The sequence below is a fragment of the Microbacterium gorillae genome, from assembly GCF_000826185.2.
GTDB classification, from domain to species: domain Bacteria; phylum Actinomycetota; class Actinomycetes; order Actinomycetales; family Microbacteriaceae; genus Microbacterium; species Microbacterium gorillae.
In genome coordinates this window covers 444,399-464,378 of the sequence record NZ_LN648873.1, presented here as the reverse complement: position 1 = coordinate 464,378, position 19,980 = coordinate 444,399, and the positions used below count along the sequence as shown (strand labels likewise).

The following is a 19,980-nucleotide window of genomic DNA, read 5'->3' as shown; positions in this document are numbered from 1 at the left end:
TCCAGCTTAGACGCCGAGGGGCGCCGGCGCCCGGTGGGCACGGCACCCCTCCGTGTGTCCGACGGATGCCGCTCAGTGCGCGGCCTCGTCCCAGTTCGCGCCCCGTCCGACCTGCACGTCCAGTGGGACGGTGAGGTCGGCGGCGTCGCCCATGCGCTCTCGGACGATGCGCTCGGTCTCGTCCCACTCCCCCGGCGCCACCTCGACAACGAGTTCGTCGTGGATCTGCAGCAGCACGCGCGAGCGCATGTCCGCTGCGCGCAGGTCGCGGTGGATGTGGAACAGAGCGATCTTCATGATGTCCGCCGCGGACCCCTGGATCGGAGCGTTCAGGGCGGCGCGCTCGGCGTTCTCGCGCAGCACGCGGTTCGGGCTGGACAGGTCCGGGAACGGGCGACGACGACCGAAGATCGTCTCCGTGTAGCCGTCCACCTTGGCCTTCGTCACCGACTCGCGCAGGTAGTCGCGCACGGCGCCGAAGCGGGCGAAGTAGTCCAGCATGAGCTGCTTGGCCTCGGACTGCTCGATACGCAGCTGCTTGGACAGACCGAACGCGGACAGACCGTAGACCAGGCCGTACGACATGGCCTTGACCTTGGTGCGCATCGCTGCGGTGACCTCGTCCGGGGTCACTCCGAACACGTGCGCACCGACGTAGCGGTGCAGGTCCTCACCTGTGCGGAACGCCTCGATGAGCCCCGGGTCCTCCGACAGGTGCGCCATGATGCGCATCTCGATCTGCGAGTAGTCCGCGGTCAGCAGCGTCTCGTAGCCCTCGCCCACCTCGAACGCCGCGCGGATGCGTCGGCTCTCCTCCGTGCGGACCGGGATGTTCTGCAGGTTCGGGTCGGTGCTGGACAGGCGTCCGGTCTGGCTGCCGGTCTGGACGTAGGTGGTGTGGATGCGGTGGTCCGGCTTGATCGCGACGTCCAGCGACTCGATGATCTGCCGCAGCTTCGTCGCCTCGCGGTGCTGCGAGAGCAGGTCGAGGAACGGGTGCGGGTTGGACTCCTGCAGATCGGCCAGCGCTGCGGCGTCCGTGGAGTAGCCGGTCTTGGTCTTGCGCGTCTTCGGCAGTTCGAGCTGCTCGAAGAGCACCTCTTGCAGCTGCTTGGGCGAGCCGAGGTTGACCTCGCGGTCGATGGACGCGTACGCCTCCTGCGCGACGCCCTCCGCGCGTGCACCGAGCTCGGCGGAGAAGCCGGACAGCTTCTCGTGCGAAACGGCGACGCCGGCGAGTTCCATGTCGGCCAGAGCCGACAGCGTCGGCAGTTCGATGTTCTCGAGCACCGACACGAGGCCCTCCGGCATCGCCTCGCGGATCGCCGCGGCGGCGCGCAGCGTGAACCAGGACAGCTGGCCGGGCGTCGCGCCCTCCGTCTCCGGGACGAGCTGGGACGGGTCAGCGACCGGGAGTCTCTCGTCCAGGTAGCGATCGACGAGATCGGCGAGGGTCTTGTCCGGGTACGCCGGACGCACCAGCCAGCCGGCGAGGTTCGTGTCGAACACGAGGCCGGCGAGGTCTCCCCCGGCACGCCGGACGGCCTTCACCTGAGGCTTCGCATCGTGTAGCGTCTTGGGCGCGTCGGAGGCGAGCCAGGCCCTCAGCTCAGCGTCGTCGGTCCAGTCCAGCTCCAGCACGTCGGACGCGTTCGCGAAGCCGAGGCGAGCCGGCAGTCCGTCCTGCACGGTCACCGTGACGCCGACCGGTACATCGGCCTGGGCGTTGAGCCAGGTGACCGCATCCGCGGCGCTGACCTGCTTCGGGGCGGGAATCGTCACCTCGACGTGGCCCTGGTCCTCGGCACCGTCCGTGCCGGTGGCCTCGAACACGCGCGGCAGGAGCGTGCGGAATTCCAGACGCGCGAAGACGTCGCGGACCGCCTGCGCGTCGATCGGCTGCACCGCGAGGTCCGCCGGCGTGACATCGAGCTCGACGTCGGTGACGAGGCGATTCAGACGTCGGTTGCGGCGCACGTCCTCGATGTGCTCGCGCAGGTTGTTGCCGACGACGCCCTTGATCTCGTCCGCCTTGGCCAGCACCTCATCGAGGGAGCCGTAGAGGTTCAGCCACTTCACGGCGGTCTTCTCGCCGACCTTGGGCACGCCGGGCAGGTTGTCGCTCGTCTCGCCGACGAGCGCGGCGATCTCCGGATACTGGTGCGGCGGGACGCCGTAGCGCTCCTGCACCGTCGCCGGGTCGTAGCGCTTGAGCTGGGACACGCCCTGCACGGACGGGTAGAGCAGGGTGACGTCGTCGTTGACGAGCTGGATCGAGTCGCGGTCGCCGGAGACGACGAGGACGTTGTAGCCCTCCGCCGCACCCTGGCCCGCGAGGGTCGCGAGGATGTCGTCCGCCTCGAAGTTCTCCTTCGTGAGGACCGTGATGTTCATCGCGCCGAGCGCTTCCTGCAGCAGGGGGATCTGCCCGGAGAACTCCTTCGGCGTCTCCGCACGCGTGCCCTTGTACTCGGCGTACTCCTCGGTGCGGAACGACTTCCGGGACAGGTCGAAGGCGACCGCGAGGTGCGTGGGCTTTTCGTTCTTCAGCAGGTTCACGAACATCGACAGGAAGCCGTACACCGCGTTGGTGTGCTGGCCGTCCTTGGTCGTGAAATTCTCGACCGGAAGGGCGAAGAACGCCCGGAACGCGAGCGAGTGGCCGTCGACGACCAGAAGGGTAGGCTTTTCGGAGTCCGTCACCGTTCCAGCCTAACGAGCCGGACGGACACGAGCGATCGGAGCAGGATGACGGACGACGAGAACGCGGCGATGGATCTGATCCAGCAGCACGGCATGGGTGCGCTCGCCGAGAAGATGGGCATCGAGATCGTCGAGTTCACGCGTGAACGGGCCGTCGGCACGATGCCGGTCGAGGGCAACACTCAGCCGTTCGGACTCGTGCACGGGGGTGCGTACGTCGTGCTCGGCGAGTCGCTCGGTTCCGTGCACGCCACGCTGCTCGCCGGTCCCGGCCGGTACGCGGTCGGCATCGACATCAACGCCACGCACACCGCCTCGGTCACGAGCGGAACCGTCACGGGCGTCTGCACCCCGATCCACGTCAGTCGCTCCCTGGCTGTGCACGAGATCGTGATCACCGACGACCGTGGACGCCGCAACTCGACCATCCGCATCACGAACATGCTGCGCGACGTGCGCTGACCGGTTGCCGAACGCCGAGGGCGTCCGGTTCCCTCGGGGATCCGGACGCCCTCGGCGTTCTGTCTGGGGTTTACGCCTTCTTGGGCGCGAGCTGCTCGATGATCGCCTTGGCGACATCCTGCATCGTCAGGCGACGGTCCATCGAGGCCTTCTGGATCCAGCGGAAGGCCTCCGGCTCGGACAGACCCATCTTCTCGTTCAGCAGGCCCTTGGCCCGGTCGACGAGCTTGCGGGTCTCGAAGCGCTCGACCATGTCGGCGACCTCGGCCTCGAGCGTGATGATCTGCTCGTAGCGGGCCAGCGCGATCTCGATCGCCGGCAGCAGGTCGTTCGGCGTGAAGGGCTTGACCACGTACGCCAGAGCGCCGGCCTCGCTGGCGCGCTCGACCAGCTCCTTCTGGCTGAACGCGGTCAGCAGCACGACGGGCGCGACGTGGTTCTTGCTCAGCTTCTCGGCCGCGGTGATGCCGTCCATCTGGGGCATCTTCACGTCCATGATGACGAGATCGGGCCGCAGCTCCGTCGCGAGCTGGACGGCGGTCTCGCCATCGCCGGCCTCGCCGACGACGTCGTAGCCGTTGTCGCGGAGGATCTCCACGATGTCCAGGCGGATGAGCGACTCGTCTTCTGCGACGACCACACGGCGGGGCGCCGGAGCGCTGGGAGTCTCGGTCTGATCCTGATCGGTCACCGCTCAATCCTAGGGCACGCGGTGATTCCCCCAGCCCCACGCGCCGCGATCCGGCGGGAGCGGCCCCCGCGGTGCGATAAAGTCGACACGTCGCACAGCTTGCCGGTGTGGCGGAATGGCAGACGCGGAGCACTCAAAATGCTTTGTCGAAAGACGTGTGGGTTCGAGTCCCACCACCGGCACCACGAAACCCGTCATCGAACCCCCGAGTCCTTCAGACAGCACTGGGATCGGAGGGGGCACATGTTGGGTTGGGCTCGTCCCAACGACGTCCCCACAGATTGTGATGTCGCCGCGCCCCGTCTAGGGCGTCGAGAGCGCAGAAGACCGCCCATCCAGCGGCAGACCTCCCCGTCGGCGGAGCTGGAAGGCCAACAGGTTTTGGGGGTGAGCTCAGCACATGCAGAGCCCCACGACCCAGCTGACCCGCAGGGTGTTGCTCACTCCTCAGAGAGAGGGGCGAGCGGGCCGGCGGCTTGGGCGGTCGGCAGTTTCCGCCGAACGCCGCGACCAGATCTGCGACCGCGGTGACAGCCGCGCCGGGCGGGGTGAGAATCCGGGCCTGCCCGTAATCGTACGCGTCAGCGAATCCCGGCACGAGGGTGAGCGCGTGCCAGGCGACGGCGATGAGGTGGTTCGAGCCGGTCTCCTCATCGACGTTCTCCCCGCCCGACCATGCGTTCAGGTGGCGGTGGAGGGCGGCGAGGCTGGACGAGTAGTTGTACCCCAGGCGCCAGTTGTCGATGGCCGGGCCGTCACCATAGGCGTTGGGTATGGGGTTGTACTTGCGCGCGCCACGGCCGTAGTGGACAGCGAGCTGGCGCAGCGGCTCGGGCGGGATGAGGTCGAAGCGGGCGTCCTTCTGCCCCTTGGACGCACCGGATGCGCCGGTGACTCGGACTTCGGTGTTGTCGATGCTCACGCGGTCGGCTCCTCAGCGGTCATCCACGGGTATGTGGGGGTGCCGGTGTTCGGGAACAGCTCCGGCTCCGGGGCGGTCGTGCTGGCGAACGCAGCAGTCTTCGCGGACACGAGGTCGTACAGGTCATCGAAGCTCGTCTCCCAAACCAGCCGCGCGCCCGGGAGGTCCTGGTTGTAGCGCTGGGTGAAGTACACGTGCTCCCAGACCGGCGGTACGTCGGTCTGACCGACGGTGCTGGGCTTGTCGTCCAGGAGCCAGTCGCCGATGAGGCGGGTCTTGTCCTGGGTGATGAGGACCCGCTTGGCCAGCAGGTCCCCGAAGTCCCTCGTGAGCGTGTACTGCTTGGCGGACGCCGAGTAGACGTTCTCCGGCATGTGGGAGGTGGCGATGGCGACGTCGAAGCCGACCTCGATGAGGACCGGGACGACGGCGATGGCGGCTTCATACGCGACGAGCTCGCTATAGTCCATGTCGTGCATCGTCTTCGTCACCGCGGCGGCAGCCTCGGGGCTCAGGCCCTCGGTGAGGTCGAACGCGTTGAACTCCCCCTCGAAGACGTGCAGGTGGGAGTAGTGCCCGTGGAAGTAGGCAGGGAACGCGTCATCCCACTGGTAGATGACGCCGTCGGCGTCCAGCAGCAGGACGGGCTTTCGTCCGAGGAGGCGGGTGAAGTCAGCGACCGCCGCACGCAGGCGAGCGATCTTCTCATGGATGGTCATACCGCCCTATGCGCGTTACCCGCGTCTATGGCTTGGGCGCCTCAAACTCAGGCAAAAAATTGAGGGGGACCTAACTCCGTTCAGCGTTTGAGATAACGAGGCGGTCGCCGCGGCCGAGAATGATGTCGAGCATCACGCCTTCCAGTACAACCCCTACAATGCCCCCACGGGAGATCAAGTGAAACTCACTCTGCGACTTTGCTCCCATCTGCCGCATCGTTGGCAATCGGTCGAAAATATTCGTCAGGCGAGTCTGGCGAACACCCGAGTCGTGCCCACTGATGATCTCGCTGACCACAGTACCGTCGTCCATTCGCACCGTGTATGTGAGTTCGTCCTCACCTTCAACCGAGCAAACGGGGCTGGTCTCAAACCAGATGTCCTCAAGAGATGACCGCCACTGGGTCAACCATTCAGAAGGAAATATCACTGTTTGATTCTCGCCCGTCAGGTATACGACAAGACTGCATTTGACTTGACGACGAGTGGCGCTACTTAATGCGGCCAATGCGGCATTCCACTGCCGAAAACTCTGGACCGGTGGAGGAATTAGCGTCCCATCGCTACGGAAGGTGAGGTCTTGGCTAACACTATAGAGACGACGCGATTTGCGTATGGTCAGATCGGCCAGATTGATGTCACGCAATGAGCGATCATTGTCGGCTAGGTCCCTTTTGATTGAAGCATTAAGCCAAACATGGGCCATGGTTTACATGCACCTTTCATCCGGTAGCCGCAATTAGCGGAGAGACTAGGATCAACCCTCCGATACCGATTATTGCTACCAGCGCGACAATGGCTGGATCAATTGCCGGCGCCTGGAAGCCAGTAATCTCCGGGCGAGAGTTAATCGGCTCCCAATGGGACTCTTCGAGGTACCTGTCGAGGTTGTCAATGGTCTCACCATCGCCATCAGGGAATCTTACATCACCTGTCTCAATGTTCACTTCAAGGTCGGTATTATGTTTACCCGCCCCGTTGCCGATTTTATTTTCATCTTTTAGGTCATGAAGAGCCGTTCTTATCTCCTCTGGGGTCTTTCCCCAATGGCTTGCGACTCTAGTCAGTTTCTGCGTCCAGGGCCCAGAGGCGCCCCAAAATGCGTCATCATCTTTGCTACGACTTTCCGAATAGGGGCCCGGGGTGCTCGCACTCGAAGCGCCTGCCCCTTGACCGCCGCCCGAGGGTTGCGTCGGAGGCTGGACGACGTCGCCACCTCCGAGCGAGCATTGACCGCTGCTTGTTGCCCAGCACCCTTCTTCAGGGCGAAGACCGGTTGGGTCGCTCTTGGTCAGAGGGTTGTTGTGGGAGTACGCATAGCCGCTGTTCTGCTGGGGATGGAGTGGTTCGACGACAGGATCGACGCTGATGAACTTGCCGACCGTCGCGAAGTACATCCGAGCTCCAACAGTCGTGAGCCCAGTGTTTTGGGTGACCGAGCTGTTGAGGAAGCCCCTGCCGTCCTGCCACTGCCCGCTCGCCCCGCCGATGGGTACACCAAACGGGTCGCGGTATTGTCGCACCGTCGCGCCCGTTGAGGCGTTGGTCTGCGTATCCACCGTTCCGTCCATGTTGCTGAACAACCACGTCAGGGTGCTGCCGGCCGTGCCGGTCTTCGCAGAACGCTGTGCCACGGGCTTGCCCTCTGCAGCAGAGTACGTTCTGAACCCCGCGATGACCGTTGACCCCTTTGCCTGAGTGAGTGTGGTGCTCCCGACGCTCAACATCGATCCCTCAGTTGTGCTGGTTCGCAGAAGGAGGTTACCGTCCCCGTCATAGATATTCTCTTGGGTTGTGGCGCCCGCGACGATCTTCGTTGCCTTCCCGACATCGTTGAACGTGATCTTCTGCCCCGGGATTTCAATCATGTTCCCGGCGGCGTCGTACTTATAGGTACCAGATCCGAGATCGACAGGGCCGGCGACAGCGGTGACACCGTGCGGCCGCGCAGAATCTGCGGCCGGGTAGGTGTACGACACTGTCGAGGCGACTCCTGCGGATGTCCGGTAAGTCATGGACTTCCGGTTTCCCGTGGCGGTGTCATACGTGTAGTCGTTCCACATCGGTGCAATACCGCCCATGGTTGCCGCCGACGGGGTAGTCTTGCACGTTGACGCTGCGTTCGGTGTCCAAGCCCTAGTCAGTTGCCTCAGGCCGTCGTAGGCGTAGCACGTCTTCTGTGTCCCGGCCGTCGGAAGCGCCGAGGCGATGGTCTGCGAGGTGACGTTCCCAGCGAGATCCCGCGTGAAGGTGCGGTCTGCGACGTAGTGGCCGGCACCGCCGAATACAGCGTTGTCCTTGATGGCGAGGAGCTGACCGGTGGCGTTGTCGTAGCCGTATGTCGAGTAGGCGGTTGTCGCGCCGTTTGAACGGGTGAATTGTGACAGCTGTCCAATGGGTGAGTAGATGGTGCTCGAGAGCACGTCTGATGCACCGTCGAGGGCGGACAGACGTCCGAACGAGTTGTACGTGTAGTAGAGCGTCTCAGCCGGCAGGCCGCCCATCGACGGCATGGTCACGGTTGATGGTGAGCCGTCGCTCTTGTAGCTGTACGACATCGAGTAGGACGTCCCTGCAAATGCCGGCGCCCCAGCTGGGATCGACAACGTCTTCTTCGTGGCGTTTCCGCCCGCGTCATAGCTCTCAACGGTGGTCGAGTAGGCTTTACCGATTACCGTTGCAGTCGACCCGGTGTAGGAGGTACTGGACGTGGCCAAGCCCTTTTTAACCGTGTCGTATGTCCAAGACGCGAGCAACGCGCCGGATGCTGTGCCGGAGTACATGGCAGTTTTCCGGTTGATTTCGTCGTAGGTTGTCGTGACGGTCTTTCCGCGGGCGTCGGTTGTGGAGGTCATGTTCCCGGCGAGATCGTATGTCGCCGATGATGCTCCTGAGTCCGGATCCGTCTGCTTGACGCGGTTCCCCAGAAGGTCGTACGTCCAGGTCCAGTCGTTCCCGGCCGGGTCGGTCATCGTTGTCATCCGCCCAGCGCCGTTGTAGGCGTACTTCGTCGCCTGTGGCGTACCGGTCAGTGTCCCACCCAAGTACTGCTGCAACGTGGTTTTCTGCCCAAGCGAGTTCGTGAATGTGGATGTCGGCGTACCGCCTGTTGGCGGCAGGACATCGACGCGGTCAGCACCGAGGTACGTCGTTGCGGTTTCTGAACGCTTCGTACCTGTGCTGTTGAGCGTTGAGAGGGCCGGTCGGCCAATCGCGTCGAACGTGGTGACAACCTGAGAGGGAACGTTGTTCTCGGATGTCGGGGTGAAGAAGGTCACTCCCGGTTCGATGGAGGTGGTCCAGTAGTCGTTGTCTACGAAGTACTGGCGTCCCTGCTCGTCGTAGTTCTTTGTCCGCACCACGGTGCCGCCGCCACTCGCAGCAGTCTGCCTCTGGACACTTCGTCCGAGCCCGTCAAAGAGATCAAACGAGTTCACAACCGAACCGGCAACGAGCATTGAAGTCTTGATGGCGTTCGGGGCCGTCTGTGAAAGCGTGTAGCTGAATTGCAATGATGGCACGTCGGGATTGGACGCCTTGGGCTGGAGCGGCAACCACACCTTCGAGGTCCGGCCGAGACCGTCCAGTTGAATCGTCGTGGTTGCCCCATTCGGATCGACGACAGAAGTTGCTTGACCGGTGGTCGGGTCGAGGTTCGTTGTCGTGGCAAATGAGAACGGTGCGCTGTTCTTCGCGACTGTCTTGGTCGCTGGTTGAGTCGTTGCCGGCGTGTAGGCCGTCGTGGACGCGCGCCCTAGTCCATCGGTGACTTTGACCACGCGCCCAAGAGCGTCGTAGCTCTTCTTTCCAGTGGTCGCCCAGTGCGCAGTCGCGCCGTCGTAGCGGTCCACCTGCTGAGTTTGGGTAGGAAGGCCGCGCGTCGCTGCGGCTCCCCAAGCCGCTCCGTCGTAGTTCGTCTTCACATCGCTGACGAGATCATCCGGGTAGGACGCGGTGGCAACGTCAGCGCAAGCCTTCGTCACCGTCTTTTCTTCAGACGGGAGCCCGAGTACCCAGGCTGTGGTGTTCGCGGTTGCATAACTCGTCGTCGTACAAGTGGCCGCCGCGTCCGATGGTTGGGTGGACACTGTTAGCGAGTATCCGTAGGTCCCGTCGAACGTCGTGGCGGTCACCAGCGTGCGTGTCCCGCCGTCTGCGAGCGGTTCGGTCAGGGTGCTCTTCGCGGTGTTGACCATGCGAGCGGTGCGAGTGCCATCGTCGGCGGTCACGCTCGAGGCCCACAGGCCATTGACGACGTTCGAGACCACCGAACCACCGACCCCAAGTTCCACCTGTTGCCGGTAGACCATCCCGGCAAAGTAGCGGTAGTCCTTGACAGTCGCTGTGCCGCTCACGACGTCGGTCTTCGTTCCGCCGGCTGCATTTGCACGGTCGCCGTACATGCCCTGGTAATACCAGGTCTTGGTCACCTTTTGCGAGCTGCTCGCAGAGGTATTGCCTTCACGAACCTCAACGGACCCGACGCCAGCGAAGACGTTCCAGGTCGCCTTGTTGCCGACCAGAAGTGGGGAGTCGTTGTATCGCCACTTCGGCGTCCCGTATTTGTACTGCGTGACCATTGTCTTCGACAATGGACCACCTGTTTTCGGATTCACCGTGACTGAGGTCACTGGATACTTGTGGAACAGGTCCTTCTTCGGTTCGAGTCCCGCTGGAATCCACCATTCTGGGAAACACCACCTGGTGTTCGTCTCTGGTGCAGCAATGATTGCAGCGGCCTGTTCAACGGTGCACTGCTGGGCCTTGTAGTTGACGCTGATGACGGCACCGAGACTCGTCTTGATGGAGCTCAGACGCCACTTGTCGAGCGGTGCAAGGCCGTCGATAGCCCACACGCGGTTCTGCTTCGTGGTGCCGGTGAACTCAGTTGCGGGTTCAGTGACCGCTGCTTGGCCGGCAGCGGTACCGACACGTTGGACCTTCGTAAGCCACAATGCCGCAGACATTCCATCGCCGGGAGCTGGGTACGAATGCCCCAGCGACCATGTGTCGACGGTCTTGTACGCTCCCGAGACCTTGGCCTGGGTCTGCACCTTCGTCAAGCTCGCGTTGGTGAAGAACGTTGGCGCGATCTGAGACGCCGAGCAGCTCGCCGCTGTGCAGTACTGGTCCCACGGCACGTCGGGGTATGCGGAGGGGGTTGTTGGCTTGGTTGCGGTGGCGAGTGAGCTGGCGGTGCATTTCGCCCCGGTGGTGTCGTTGCAACGACCATTCGGGTCGTAGGTGAAGAGCACGCGGTAGCCAGCTGCGTCCGCGGTGAGGATCGCGTCGTTCCGAAGCCCGTAGTCGATACGACTGAGCACGCCGCCTCGCTGGTACGAGGTCGCGCCCGAACCGCCCTTGGCGTACTTGTTGGACTCGGCGGTGTAGTACAACGTCTGAGCGTTGCCGTGAACGTCCACGACATAGTCGAGATTCCATCGCCATGCTTGCATGCACGATGACGCCGCGAAGGTTGAGGCGTGGCAGGGCTCTCCAGTGTCGTTGCCGTAGACGGGGACGGTCCAAGTCGAGTTAGTCACTTCGTTGCCCGCAACCCACCCCGGGAGCCGATTCAGGCCGAAGAAGTACTGGGTGCCGTCGGTTGTCGTCATCCGCCAGCAGTCGTTGCTCTCGGTGCCGTTGACGCCGCAACCCGCGGCTGTTCCCACCAGCTGCTCGAAGCGACTGCCGTCATCGGACTCGAGCTTCCACTTTCCGGAGGTCTTGTCCTTGATGAGAGCCCCGGAGTGTCCCGCCATCGAGACGGTGGCATTGTCGCTACGCCAGCAGAGGTCGCCTGAAGTCTTCACGGCTCCGGATGCGCCATCGTCCAAAGCGCAGGACACGTATGAGCGTTCGATGAACCCCGTCGCGCCCAGTGCCCAGCCTTCACCGACGACGGAGGGCTGGTTGTTGGTGGAACCTGTCAGCCCATCGACAGACTGGGAGTTGTAGTTCAAGCCAACCTGTGGCGTCGGACCAGCGCCCGCCGTGGGAACGGCCATCTCGTAGGTCCAGCTGAAAGCTCCGGTCTGCTCTGAGACGTCCCAGCTTGAGGCGGACTTAAGGGGCGTTGCCGAATAGGAACCCGTTCCGTTGCCGGAGTCTGCCGCGGCCACCGCCATCAGCAGGGTCGTCTCACTCGACACGACAGGTGTAAGGACTGTCGCGGCGTCGGTGGACGCGGACGCTACCGGGAGGCTTGTCTCGGCGATGTCTGCTGAGTCGGTGCCCTCCGGCACTTGAACCCATCGCACACGGTGCGAGAAGTCCGCGCCATACATCCCGATGAGAATTTCATCGGGAACGCTCACCGCTACAGGTGCGGGTTCGTCGGCCTCGGAAGTCAACGGAATAAGGACTCCCTCGCCTCCCGCTTCTTCCGCCGCACCCGCATCGAGGACAGCAGCGACAATCGCGAGCTCATCTCCCGCAGCGTCGGGTGTTTCTTCGGGCTTAGTGGGCGTGGGATTTGGGCTCGGGTTCGGTGTTGCCGATTCAGTCGGCGCAGGGGTCGGTAGTGGTGTCTCCGACACGTCCGGCGTTGGAGTCTCGGATGCTGCCGGGCTTTGGGTAGGGGGCGGTGAAGCTGTGGGGCTATCCGGTGTCGCAGATAGAGCGGTGGCTGACGGGTGAGGAGACGGGTATGGCCCGGTGGGTGTCGGCGCCGGCGATGGACCTGGGTCACTGCCGGCATCCTCAGATTTCCGGTCGGTAAGAGCCGTCTGGTCGGTGACTGCCAACGCGATACCGCTGTCGCCCAGCGGCTGCCACTCTCCCGAAGTCGTTGCTGGAGTCGACTCCTTGGGCCCCTCCGTCGTCACCGCTGGCACCTCGTCTGAAGTCGACAGCACGAGGTCAACCTCAGGTACCGTTTCGACGGCGGTTGGAAGCGGGATTGCATCATTCTCAGCCGCCGGCCCGATGTCAAACTGTTCGGCCTGGCCCTCGAGTTCCCCTGGCACGGGGTCAGCGAAGACGGGAACATCCACGAGGGGTGCTTCAGCGCTTTGTTGGGCCTGGGCGCCTTGGCCTACCACCCCCACTGGTACGACCAAGGCCAGCGTTGCGGCGGCGGTGAGGCACCAGCGAGATACAGCTTTCACATTCGTCATCGGCGTGACTTTCAGCTCGCGAACGGGGACATGAATCGGGCCAGCATCGACAGCTGGTCGCTGTTGACGACGGCAGGAATGACAGTGAGGTTCGTCATCAAGCCGGTGAACCTGGACGTGCTCGGCCCGGGTGCTAGGACCAGCGGGCCATTGGCCGACCAGTCACCTGATCCGAGCACATGGCTGGCGCGCGCAACCGGTGCGATGTCGTTGTCAATGAGGAGACGCATCTCCTCGTTGCCCGCGTCCCAGATTCCGGTGACGACAGTCCACTTGTTGGCCGTCACCGAGCCGCCGGTAACGCAGGTGCTGACGGGACGACCGTTATCGTCGGCGGCCGACGCTCCCTCGATGCAAAACGCATACTGATTGGTTGACGTGGTCTTCATCTTCACGGAGCCACGTCCCGCCCCTGACTGCGACAACAGGATCTGTTCGCTGGACGCCAGTGAAGGGCTGTTCACCGCGACGCTGACGGTGAAGCTCTTGCTGGCGTTCGCCGGCGTTGACGCAGTCTTGATTGCGTCCGTTCCGTTCGGCGTCGTTCCGAGCTTCAGGACCGGCCAGTTGGGCGAGTTGTCCCGGACAGGCGAAACGGTAGATTGCGGCAGCGTGGACGGGATAGTCAACGCGATGGCAGCAGATGGAGCCAGGCCGTAGTTCGTGTCAGCGACGGAGGCCGGCAACGGAACGGCATCATTGTTGTCCAAGTGCCATCCGTGCCCACCGCTGATGTCCGCGGGCTGGGCTGGAGCGGACGCGCCATACAGCTTGACACCTGTAGGTGCTGACATGTTGCCAGCGCGGTCGTACGCCGCGAACCAAGCCACCGAGTAGTCGTCTACCGGAGCGATCTTCGGGGCAGCACCCTTGCACATGCGGTGGGCGTTTACCGTGATTGCATCGCAGGCCGGCAAGAGCGCGGTTGTCGACACCACCCCATCGACGGGGATTGCGGGCGTTGTGGTCTGTTGACCTGCGGTCAGCCAGTACACGTATCCGGCTACGTCGGCTGGCTCGTTCTGGAACGTCGGAGCGACAGGCACGCCCACCGTCATCGACGTGGACGGTGCAGTGATCTGGGGTGCTGGAGGCTTGGTCGTGTCGACGGTGAAGTAGCAGACGGTGGAGCCGGCGGCGCTCTCTCGTTCGCCGTCGTCGCCACGCGCATTCCACGCGTAGGCCGTTCCGTTGGTCAGGCCACTGAAGGTCATCGAGCGAGTGCCACCAGCTTCCAGCGGTGAGTACTGGTTCTTGATTGCGACCGACAAATCGTTTGCTTTGAACAGTCGGAAGCTCGTCTTCACATTTCCGCCGTCGGGGTCCTGCTGGCCCACAGATACCGTCACGCTCGTGGCACTGACCATCGCGGGGTCGGCGAGAGTTCCGCAAGCGCGGGTTGGGCTGATGATCTTCGGCTCAGTAGGCGTGGATGGTGCACGGTTGTACTGGATCGTGAGCGTCGCTGCACGGTCGAAGTGCAACCGCGATGGCGCTGTGGCACTGGTGGGCGAGTAGACGATCTGGACGGACCTTGCGTTCACGCTGAGGCGGTTCTTCACCGCTGCCGCGACATCCCAGCCGGTGGAATATGGCACCACACCCCCACAGTCGCGACTGGTCCATGTCGTCATAGGAGCGCTCCACCCCATGGTCCCAGCGGCCTTCCAAGCCTGCTCCTGGTTCCACGTGAAGCCTGGATTCTTGTAAGTCGTCTGGTAGCGCGACTGAATCGACTGCTGTCCGCACGCCATGATGGCAACGATCTTCGTAGACAGGAGCGCCTTCTTGACATCGCCGGCCGCGAGGAAAGTCGGCATCGGGAGTTCGAAGTACATGTTCGAGTGGTATTCAGCCCAGACGCCAACACGGAGCACATCCGAAGCACCAGCCGTCAGGTATGAAACCGCTGGGAAGGCTTTGTCGGTGTACCAGGATGTGTTGATGCCCGTGCTCCAGTCCGGGTCAACGAAGATCGGGTAAACGGTTTCATCGCCGCCACGCCGTTCCTCCACACGAACAGATTCCGCGACGTCGATAGTGAGTTGCTGCCCCTCAATCTCGTGGCTCACGGGGGCGGGCACGTTCTCCAGTCCAGGCTCTCGATATGTCCCTCCACCAGACGAGTCCCACCAGAGAGGTTGAGCGGAGATCAGCGACGTGCCGTCGTCAGCCGTCGCCTCCAGCCGGCCCGGTTCAGGGGTCGTGAGCTCTGCACCCTCAATCTCAACTTCAAGGTTTCCAAGACGGCTCGCCTTCGCCGCGGCGGGCGTCTTCACAACGTAGATAGAAGCCATGCCGGTTTTCGTGGCGACGAGCTTGAGGTCAACCCCGGGAAGCACCTCCGAGTAGGTCGCCGTGTCACCTTCAATAGAAGGCTTGGGGAGATCGCCCGTCGCAGAGTACTCCGTCACCCATTCGCCCGACTCAGTCTGGATCTGGGACATGATGTCGCTCCCACCAGCTGAGAACCTCACAGGAGCAGCGCTGACCGTAGGCACATACCACTCGTCTTCGAGGACTAGGTCGGTCTGAACAGGCAGCCACTCTCCGCTTACCTCTGCACGAATTGGCACCGTCGAAATCTCAACCTGCACCGAACCGTCAGGCTGGGCCGTCACCGTCTGGAGAGGGGTGAGCAGGCTGTCGACTACGACGGCCTCTCCCGTTTCGGTAGCTATATCCGCCGCGCTCTCGATATCTGCATCAGCCGCGGCCTTTTCTGCATCGGGGGAATCAACCGCAGGATTCACGCTGCTGACAGGTGGCGCTGCCGCAACTGGTGTTTGCCCTGCATAGCTGATGCCTGCTACCAGCATTGCGGACACGCCAATGAGCGCCCATGCGCGCATGAGATCGCCCTCATACCCCCCAGGCAGGACCCGTTCCTGCACAGCGATCCTCAGATCTGAGATGAACCTATACTCATACGGCCCTGAAAGGGAACACCCAGCGAACGTTCAGTTAGAAATCCCGCCCTGCGCAACTTCACCGGTTTTGACCCCATCCCGATACCGCGGAGGCCCAGGCGCATAGGAGGCTCGATGGCCTCTCGATCAACGTGAACACACTGTCCCCGCACCTCTCCGGCTACTACGCCTGGAAGGTGCAGCGGCGCGCAACGACCGCAGTTCGATCCCACGCGGCCGGCAGCGCATAGGAGTGCGCGACGACGCCCGCGGAAACCTCCACATACACCGGCGCCGTCTCGTCCGCGCGGATGACGAACGCGGAGATCTCCGCGGCGCTCTTCCTCAGCGAGGCCACGGTGAAGAGCCATGTCGGCTCGCTGCTGCGCAAGCTCAGCCTCCGCGATCGCGTGCAGCTGGCCGTGTTCGCGCACGAGCACGGCCTCGCCGGACCCACCCGCAGCCCCTGAACCGTCCGGCGCGTCCCGAGCGCCCGACATCGGGTGGCACAGTCGAGGGGTGAGAGTTCTCACTGCGTCATGGAATCGGGAGCCCCAGCCAGACCAGGCACCGGAGCGTCGCGCGCCGCTCCCGACACGCGGCGGACCGGAGCGGCGGTCAGTGTCCGGGGCGGGAGCGGCGGTTGTCGGCGATCTTGCGGACTACGTCGACGAAGGATGGCGCGTAGGAGGACCAGGTCTGGCCGATCTTGGACACGTCGATCTTGCCCGTGTGCACGGCCTCACACAGGCGCATCCAGGCCTCCCCCGTTGCAGCCGTGACAGCCAGCGCAACACCGGCGTTGATCACGCTGCCTGCCCCCGGAATGAGTTTGAGGAAACTCCGGGCAAGCGCCTGACCGGACATCTGCACGCCGAGCTGCGCGAGAGCGCCGGCGGACATCATGGTCTTCAGCTCGAGGTCGTAGATCGCCGCGATCCGGCCCATCATCGAGATCTGGATCGGCGCCAGAACCACGGCGTCCGCCACCGGAATGGGAACCGCCGCCGCGGCGGCCGCGGCAGAAGCGGCGGCACTGATGACCGGCCGCGCCATTTCGCGCTTCCAGGGGAGGTTGAGTCGCTGCGCGATGCGAAACGCGTCCTTCTCGTTCTCCGGCGACAGCGCGAGGGTCTGCGTCACGAGCTCACCGAGCCCGTGCCCCGCGCCCTTTCCGTGCTTGTTGTACGCGGCGGTGAGCACGACGCCCTGCACCCGCAGGTCGACCGGTCGGCCGTCCGCGTCGACAGGGTGCTCGAGCCAATCCCGGAACTCCTCAACGTCCTTCGGTGCGGAGTACTTGCCGGTGAGCGGATTCTTCGTCCAGTCCACCTTCGTGAGAACCAGGATCACCGGCAGCCCGGCGGCGTCGAGTTCGCGGATCATCGCGATGTCCGGCGGCGTGAGGCGATCCGCCGTGGACAGCACGCAGTACCAGACCACGGCGATCTGCTCACTCGCCGGACGGGATGCGATCGTCGCGAGGTGGCCACGCAGCGTCTCCGCCGGTGTGGAAGCGGAACCGATCTCGAAACCCTCGAGATCCCAGATCCCGAGCGACTCGTCGTGGTAGTAGTGGACGCCGCGGGTGACCGGCAGGCCCTTTCCGACCTTCGCCAGGTCACGGCCGAAGACGGCGTTCACGAGCGAAGACTTCCCCACTCCGGTCGCTCCCACGATCGCGAGATTGAACCGGCCGTAGCGGGCCTTCGCCTCCGCCGTGGCTTCCAGGAACGGCGTGCCGTCGATCGCCTGCGCCGGCTGATCCGGCTCGCCGCGCTGCGCTGTCATGGTGTCCCCTCTGCCGCGGCACCGGAGGGTTGCCGCTGCGCGGGACAAACATATCCTGTGCCCCGGAGGATCAGGCAGGGGGCCGAGTCCGGACGGCCGAGAGCCCCGCACCTGCCATGTGATGCGGGGCTCTCCGTGCACCGGGCCAGACCGGTGCTCGCTACGGACCGGGGGCGAGGCGACGTCGCCACTGGCGAAGCGCCGTCCTCATCGTGACGAGCACCACGGCCATCGCGACGATCGACCCGAAGCGATCGTCGTCGACCCCGACGGCCGGCGACGTGCCCTCCGTCTCACGCGACGGCGGCGACCACACACGTGGTGTGGTCCCGGCGCCGCCTGAGCAGGCGCCACCAGGCAGGTGCTCGATGCGGCCCGCAGAGTTCGTCCCCACGGGATCCATCCGGCCGTTTCCGGCGCGGGCAGGTGCGAAACCACCGGCGCGCACCGGCACGAGGCGCATCGCCTGTGCGGTGTTCTCGGCCCTGCGGTCCATGGCTCCTCCCGCGCTCCGTCCGGACTGGAAGCGTAGAACGAATCGGGATCGGGTCGGCGATCGAAGCGAGAACTCCGCCGAAGCGCGAGAATGCCGAGTCCGCTGCGGGAACCGTGCGTTCGGCCCGACCGCTCGCGGCACCTGTCGGCGCGGCTACCGCATCCCCGCGGAGGCCGTGCGGAGACGACGTTCGGGCCGCGGTGACGTGCGTGGTTTCGCCGGCCCGCGTCAGCTCATCGCCGAGCCGGGTTCGGTACTCGGCTCAGGCCTCGTCGTCAGCCTCCACCGCGGCGCGAACGGCGTGCTTGTCCGCCACGAGCGTGTCCTTGACGCGCCGGCGCAGGACCTTTCCGATGAGGGACTTCGGCAGTTCTTCCCAGATCACGTACGACCGCGGGCGCTTGTAGTCGGCCAGGCTCTGATGGGCGAGCGCGCGGGCGGCCTCCTCGTCGAAGGTCGCGCCCTCGTCGAGGACGACGACCGCCGTGACGACCTCAGCACCGCCACCACGCGGGATGCCGACCACGGCGCTCTCGGCCACGCCGGGCGTCTCGTTCACGATCCGCTCGACCTCGCTTGGCGAGACGTTGAATCCGCCGGTGATGATCAGTTCCTTCTTCCGGTCCACGACCGTGACGAAACCGTCCTCGTCCTGCACGACCAGATCGCCCGTGCGCAGCCAGCCGCCCTCGAGCAGGGTTGCGGCCGTCTCCTCCGGGCGGTTCCAGTAGCCCTGGAACACCTGCGGGCCGTGGATAAGCAGCTCCCCGACCTCGCCGAGCGCGACCTCCTGGGTCGGCTCGTCCGGGTTCACCACGCGGATGTCCGTGGACGGGAAGGGGATGCCGATCGCACCGATCCGACGGTCGTCGTTGAACGGGTTGGCCAGGGCGACCGGACTGGTCTCCGTGAGCCCGTACCCCTCGTTGAGCATCGACCCGGCCTGCGTCTCCCAGCGCCGCACGACGGCGGGCGTCAGGGTCATGGCCCCGGAGATCGCGTACTGGACGTGGCTGAGGTCGAGCTTGCCCTCAGCGGCCACACGGGAGAGCCGGTCGAACATCGGCGGCACGGCCGGCACGAACGTCGGCGGGAACTTCCGAGCGGCATCGGCCACCAGCGCCGGATCGAAGGTCGGGAAGAGCACCGCGCGAGAGCCGGTCTCGACGGAGTAGATCACCGACAGCAGCAGCCCGAACGAGTGGAACATGGGCAGCAGGCCGTAGATGCTGCCCGCCCCGCGCGTGAAGTCCGGCATCCAGGCCGCGCCCTGGCAGGCGTTGGACCACAGATTGCCATGGCTGATGATCGCGCCCTTGGGCGTCCCGGTGGTGCCGGAGGTGTACTGCAGGCAGGCGGTGTCATGAACGGACGGTCGCGGATGCGCCGCCTCGATCGGCTTCTCCCGCTCCAGGCGTTGGAACGGTACGGTTCCGGGGGCCTTCCCGGTGAGCTTCTCCCGCGCCTCGCGGGCCTTCACGATCGGCAGCGCGAGCATCAGCCGCATCTTCGCGGGCATCGCGCGGGTGATGTCCACCGACACCACGACCGCGATGCCGAGCTCCTTCGGCAGGGCCTGCACGGTCGGCGCGACCTTGTCCCACGCGATCACGATGCGCGCGCCGTGGTCGCGGAACTGCTCCTCGAGCTCGTCGGACGTGTACAGCGGATTGTGCTCGACGACGACCGCGCCGAGGCGCAGCACCGCGTAGAACGCGATCATGTGCTGCGGGGCGTTCGGCATGATCAGCGCGACGCGGTCCCCCGCCGCCACACCCAGCCGGCGGAGCCCGGCGGCGACACGGGCGACCCGATCGCCGAAATCGCGGTAGGTGATGGTGGCGTCGAAGAAGCTGATCGCATCGTGGTCGCTCCACTGCGCCACGCGCTCGTCCAGCAGGTCGCAGAGCGAGCCGGTCGCAGGTTCGATGTCGACGGGCGTGCCTTTCGCATAGAACTTGTTCCAGGCGCGCGTCTCGTTCAACTCCATACGTCGAGATTACGCCGTCGGCGCCCCTTTCCTCTGCCGCCGCCGGACCGGTCCCCATCCGGGGGGTCCTTCGGAACCCGGGGTGTCCTGCAGAACCCGGGGGTGTGCAGAACGCGGGGGCGGATGGAGGCCGGGACATCTGCCCAGCGGTTGTTCCATGTCCGCGGGTATCGTTGGCG

At 64.6% G+C, this 19,980-nt stretch carries 11 protein-coding genes, 1 tRNA gene and 1 pseudogene; 3 read left to right on the top strand and 10 right to left on the bottom strand.

The features are described from left to right. Positions 1-72: 72 nt before the first annotated feature. On the bottom strand, positions 73-2,703 hold the full coding sequence (polA, locus tag BN1193_RS05120) for a DNA polymerase I (protein WP_040164431.1): 2,631 nt from the start codon (positions 2,701-2,703) through the stop codon (positions 73-75). A 45-nt stretch (positions 2,704-2,748) separates the two neighbouring features. On the opposite strand from polA, the gene BN1193_RS05115 reads away from it, so the two are divergent. Beyond that, positions 2,749-3,165 carry a hotdog fold thioesterase gene (locus BN1193_RS05115; protein WP_040164430.1) on the top strand — a complete coding sequence of 139 codons (417 nt, stop codon included), beginning with the start codon at positions 2,749-2,751 and terminating at the stop codon, positions 3,163-3,165. A gap of 70 nt (positions 3,166-3,235) precedes the next feature. Here BN1193_RS05115 and BN1193_RS05110 read toward each other — a convergent pair whose 3' ends face one another. Continuing rightward, the gene (locus tag BN1193_RS05110; protein ID WP_040164429.1) at positions 3,236-3,856 is read right to left on the bottom strand and encodes an ANTAR domain-containing response regulator; all 621 of its coding nucleotides are present in this window, start codon (positions 3,854-3,856) and stop codon (positions 3,236-3,238) included. A 101-nt stretch (positions 3,857-3,957) separates the two neighbouring features. Between BN1193_RS05110 and BN1193_RS05105 the strand changes: the two genes are divergently transcribed. Then, positions 3,958-4,041, top strand: a tRNA-Leu gene (locus BN1193_RS05105). Positions 4,042-4,070: 29 nt separating this feature from the next. Here the strand turns inward: BN1193_RS05105 and BN1193_RS17845 are convergent. The 5 genes from BN1193_RS17845 to BN1193_RS05085 all read right to left on the bottom strand — a co-directional run bounded on the left by BN1193_RS17845 (position 4,071) and on the right by BN1193_RS05085 (position 15,509). Next, positions 4,071-4,778 (bottom strand): dATP/dGTP diphosphohydrolase domain-containing protein, encoded by a 708-nt coding sequence (locus BN1193_RS17845; protein WP_040164428.1) that lies wholly within the window; start codon positions 4,776-4,778, stop codon positions 4,071-4,073. Beyond that, positions 4,775-5,497 carry a 5' nucleotidase, NT5C type gene (locus BN1193_RS05100; protein WP_052460439.1) on the bottom strand — a complete coding sequence of 241 codons (723 nt, stop codon included), beginning with the start codon at positions 5,495-5,497 and terminating at the stop codon, positions 4,775-4,777. The genes BN1193_RS17845 and BN1193_RS05100 overlap by 4 nt, the downstream gene beginning before the upstream one ends. 70 nt (positions 5,498-5,567) lie before the next feature. After that, positions 5,568-6,143 (bottom strand): hypothetical protein, encoded by a 576-nt coding sequence (locus BN1193_RS17840; RefSeq protein WP_141396624.1) that lies wholly within the window; start codon positions 6,141-6,143, stop codon positions 5,568-5,570. Between the two features lie 76 nt (positions 6,144-6,219). Then, the gene (locus BN1193_RS05090; protein WP_141396623.1) at positions 6,220-12,492 is read right to left on the bottom strand and encodes an RHS repeat-associated core domain-containing protein; all 6,273 of its coding nucleotides are present in this window, start codon (positions 12,490-12,492) and stop codon (positions 6,220-6,222) included. Positions 12,493-12,626: 134 nt separating this feature from the next. Next, entirely contained in the window at positions 12,627-15,509 is a 2,883-nt protein-coding gene (locus tag BN1193_RS05085; protein ID WP_094770277.1) for a LamG-like jellyroll fold domain-containing protein, read from the bottom strand. Between the two features lie 326 nt (positions 15,510-15,835). Here BN1193_RS05085 and BN1193_RS05080 point away from each other — a divergent pair. Continuing rightward, positions 15,836-15,994 (top strand): annotated as a pseudogene (locus BN1193_RS05080) (response regulator transcription factor); the annotation flags it as partial. A gap of 148 nt (positions 15,995-16,142) precedes the next feature. On the opposite strand, the gene BN1193_RS05075 reads toward BN1193_RS05080, so the two are convergent. From BN1193_RS05075 to BN1193_RS05065, 3 genes are all read right to left on the bottom strand, one after another. Next, the gene (locus tag BN1193_RS05075; RefSeq protein ID WP_052460438.1) at positions 16,143-17,315 is read right to left on the bottom strand and encodes a GTPase family protein; all 1,173 of its coding nucleotides are present in this window, start codon (positions 17,313-17,315) and stop codon (positions 16,143-16,145) included. 160 nt (positions 17,316-17,475) lie between these two features. Next, the gene (locus tag BN1193_RS05070) at positions 17,476-17,811 is read right to left on the bottom strand and encodes a hypothetical protein (protein WP_040164424.1); all 336 of its coding nucleotides are present in this window, start codon (positions 17,809-17,811) and stop codon (positions 17,476-17,478) included. A gap of 262 nt (positions 17,812-18,073) precedes the next feature. Further along, entirely contained in the window at positions 18,074-19,801 is a 1,728-nt protein-coding gene (locus BN1193_RS05065) for a long-chain-fatty-acid--CoA ligase (RefSeq protein ID WP_040164423.1), read from the bottom strand. Positions 19,802-19,980 lie beyond the last annotated feature (179 nt).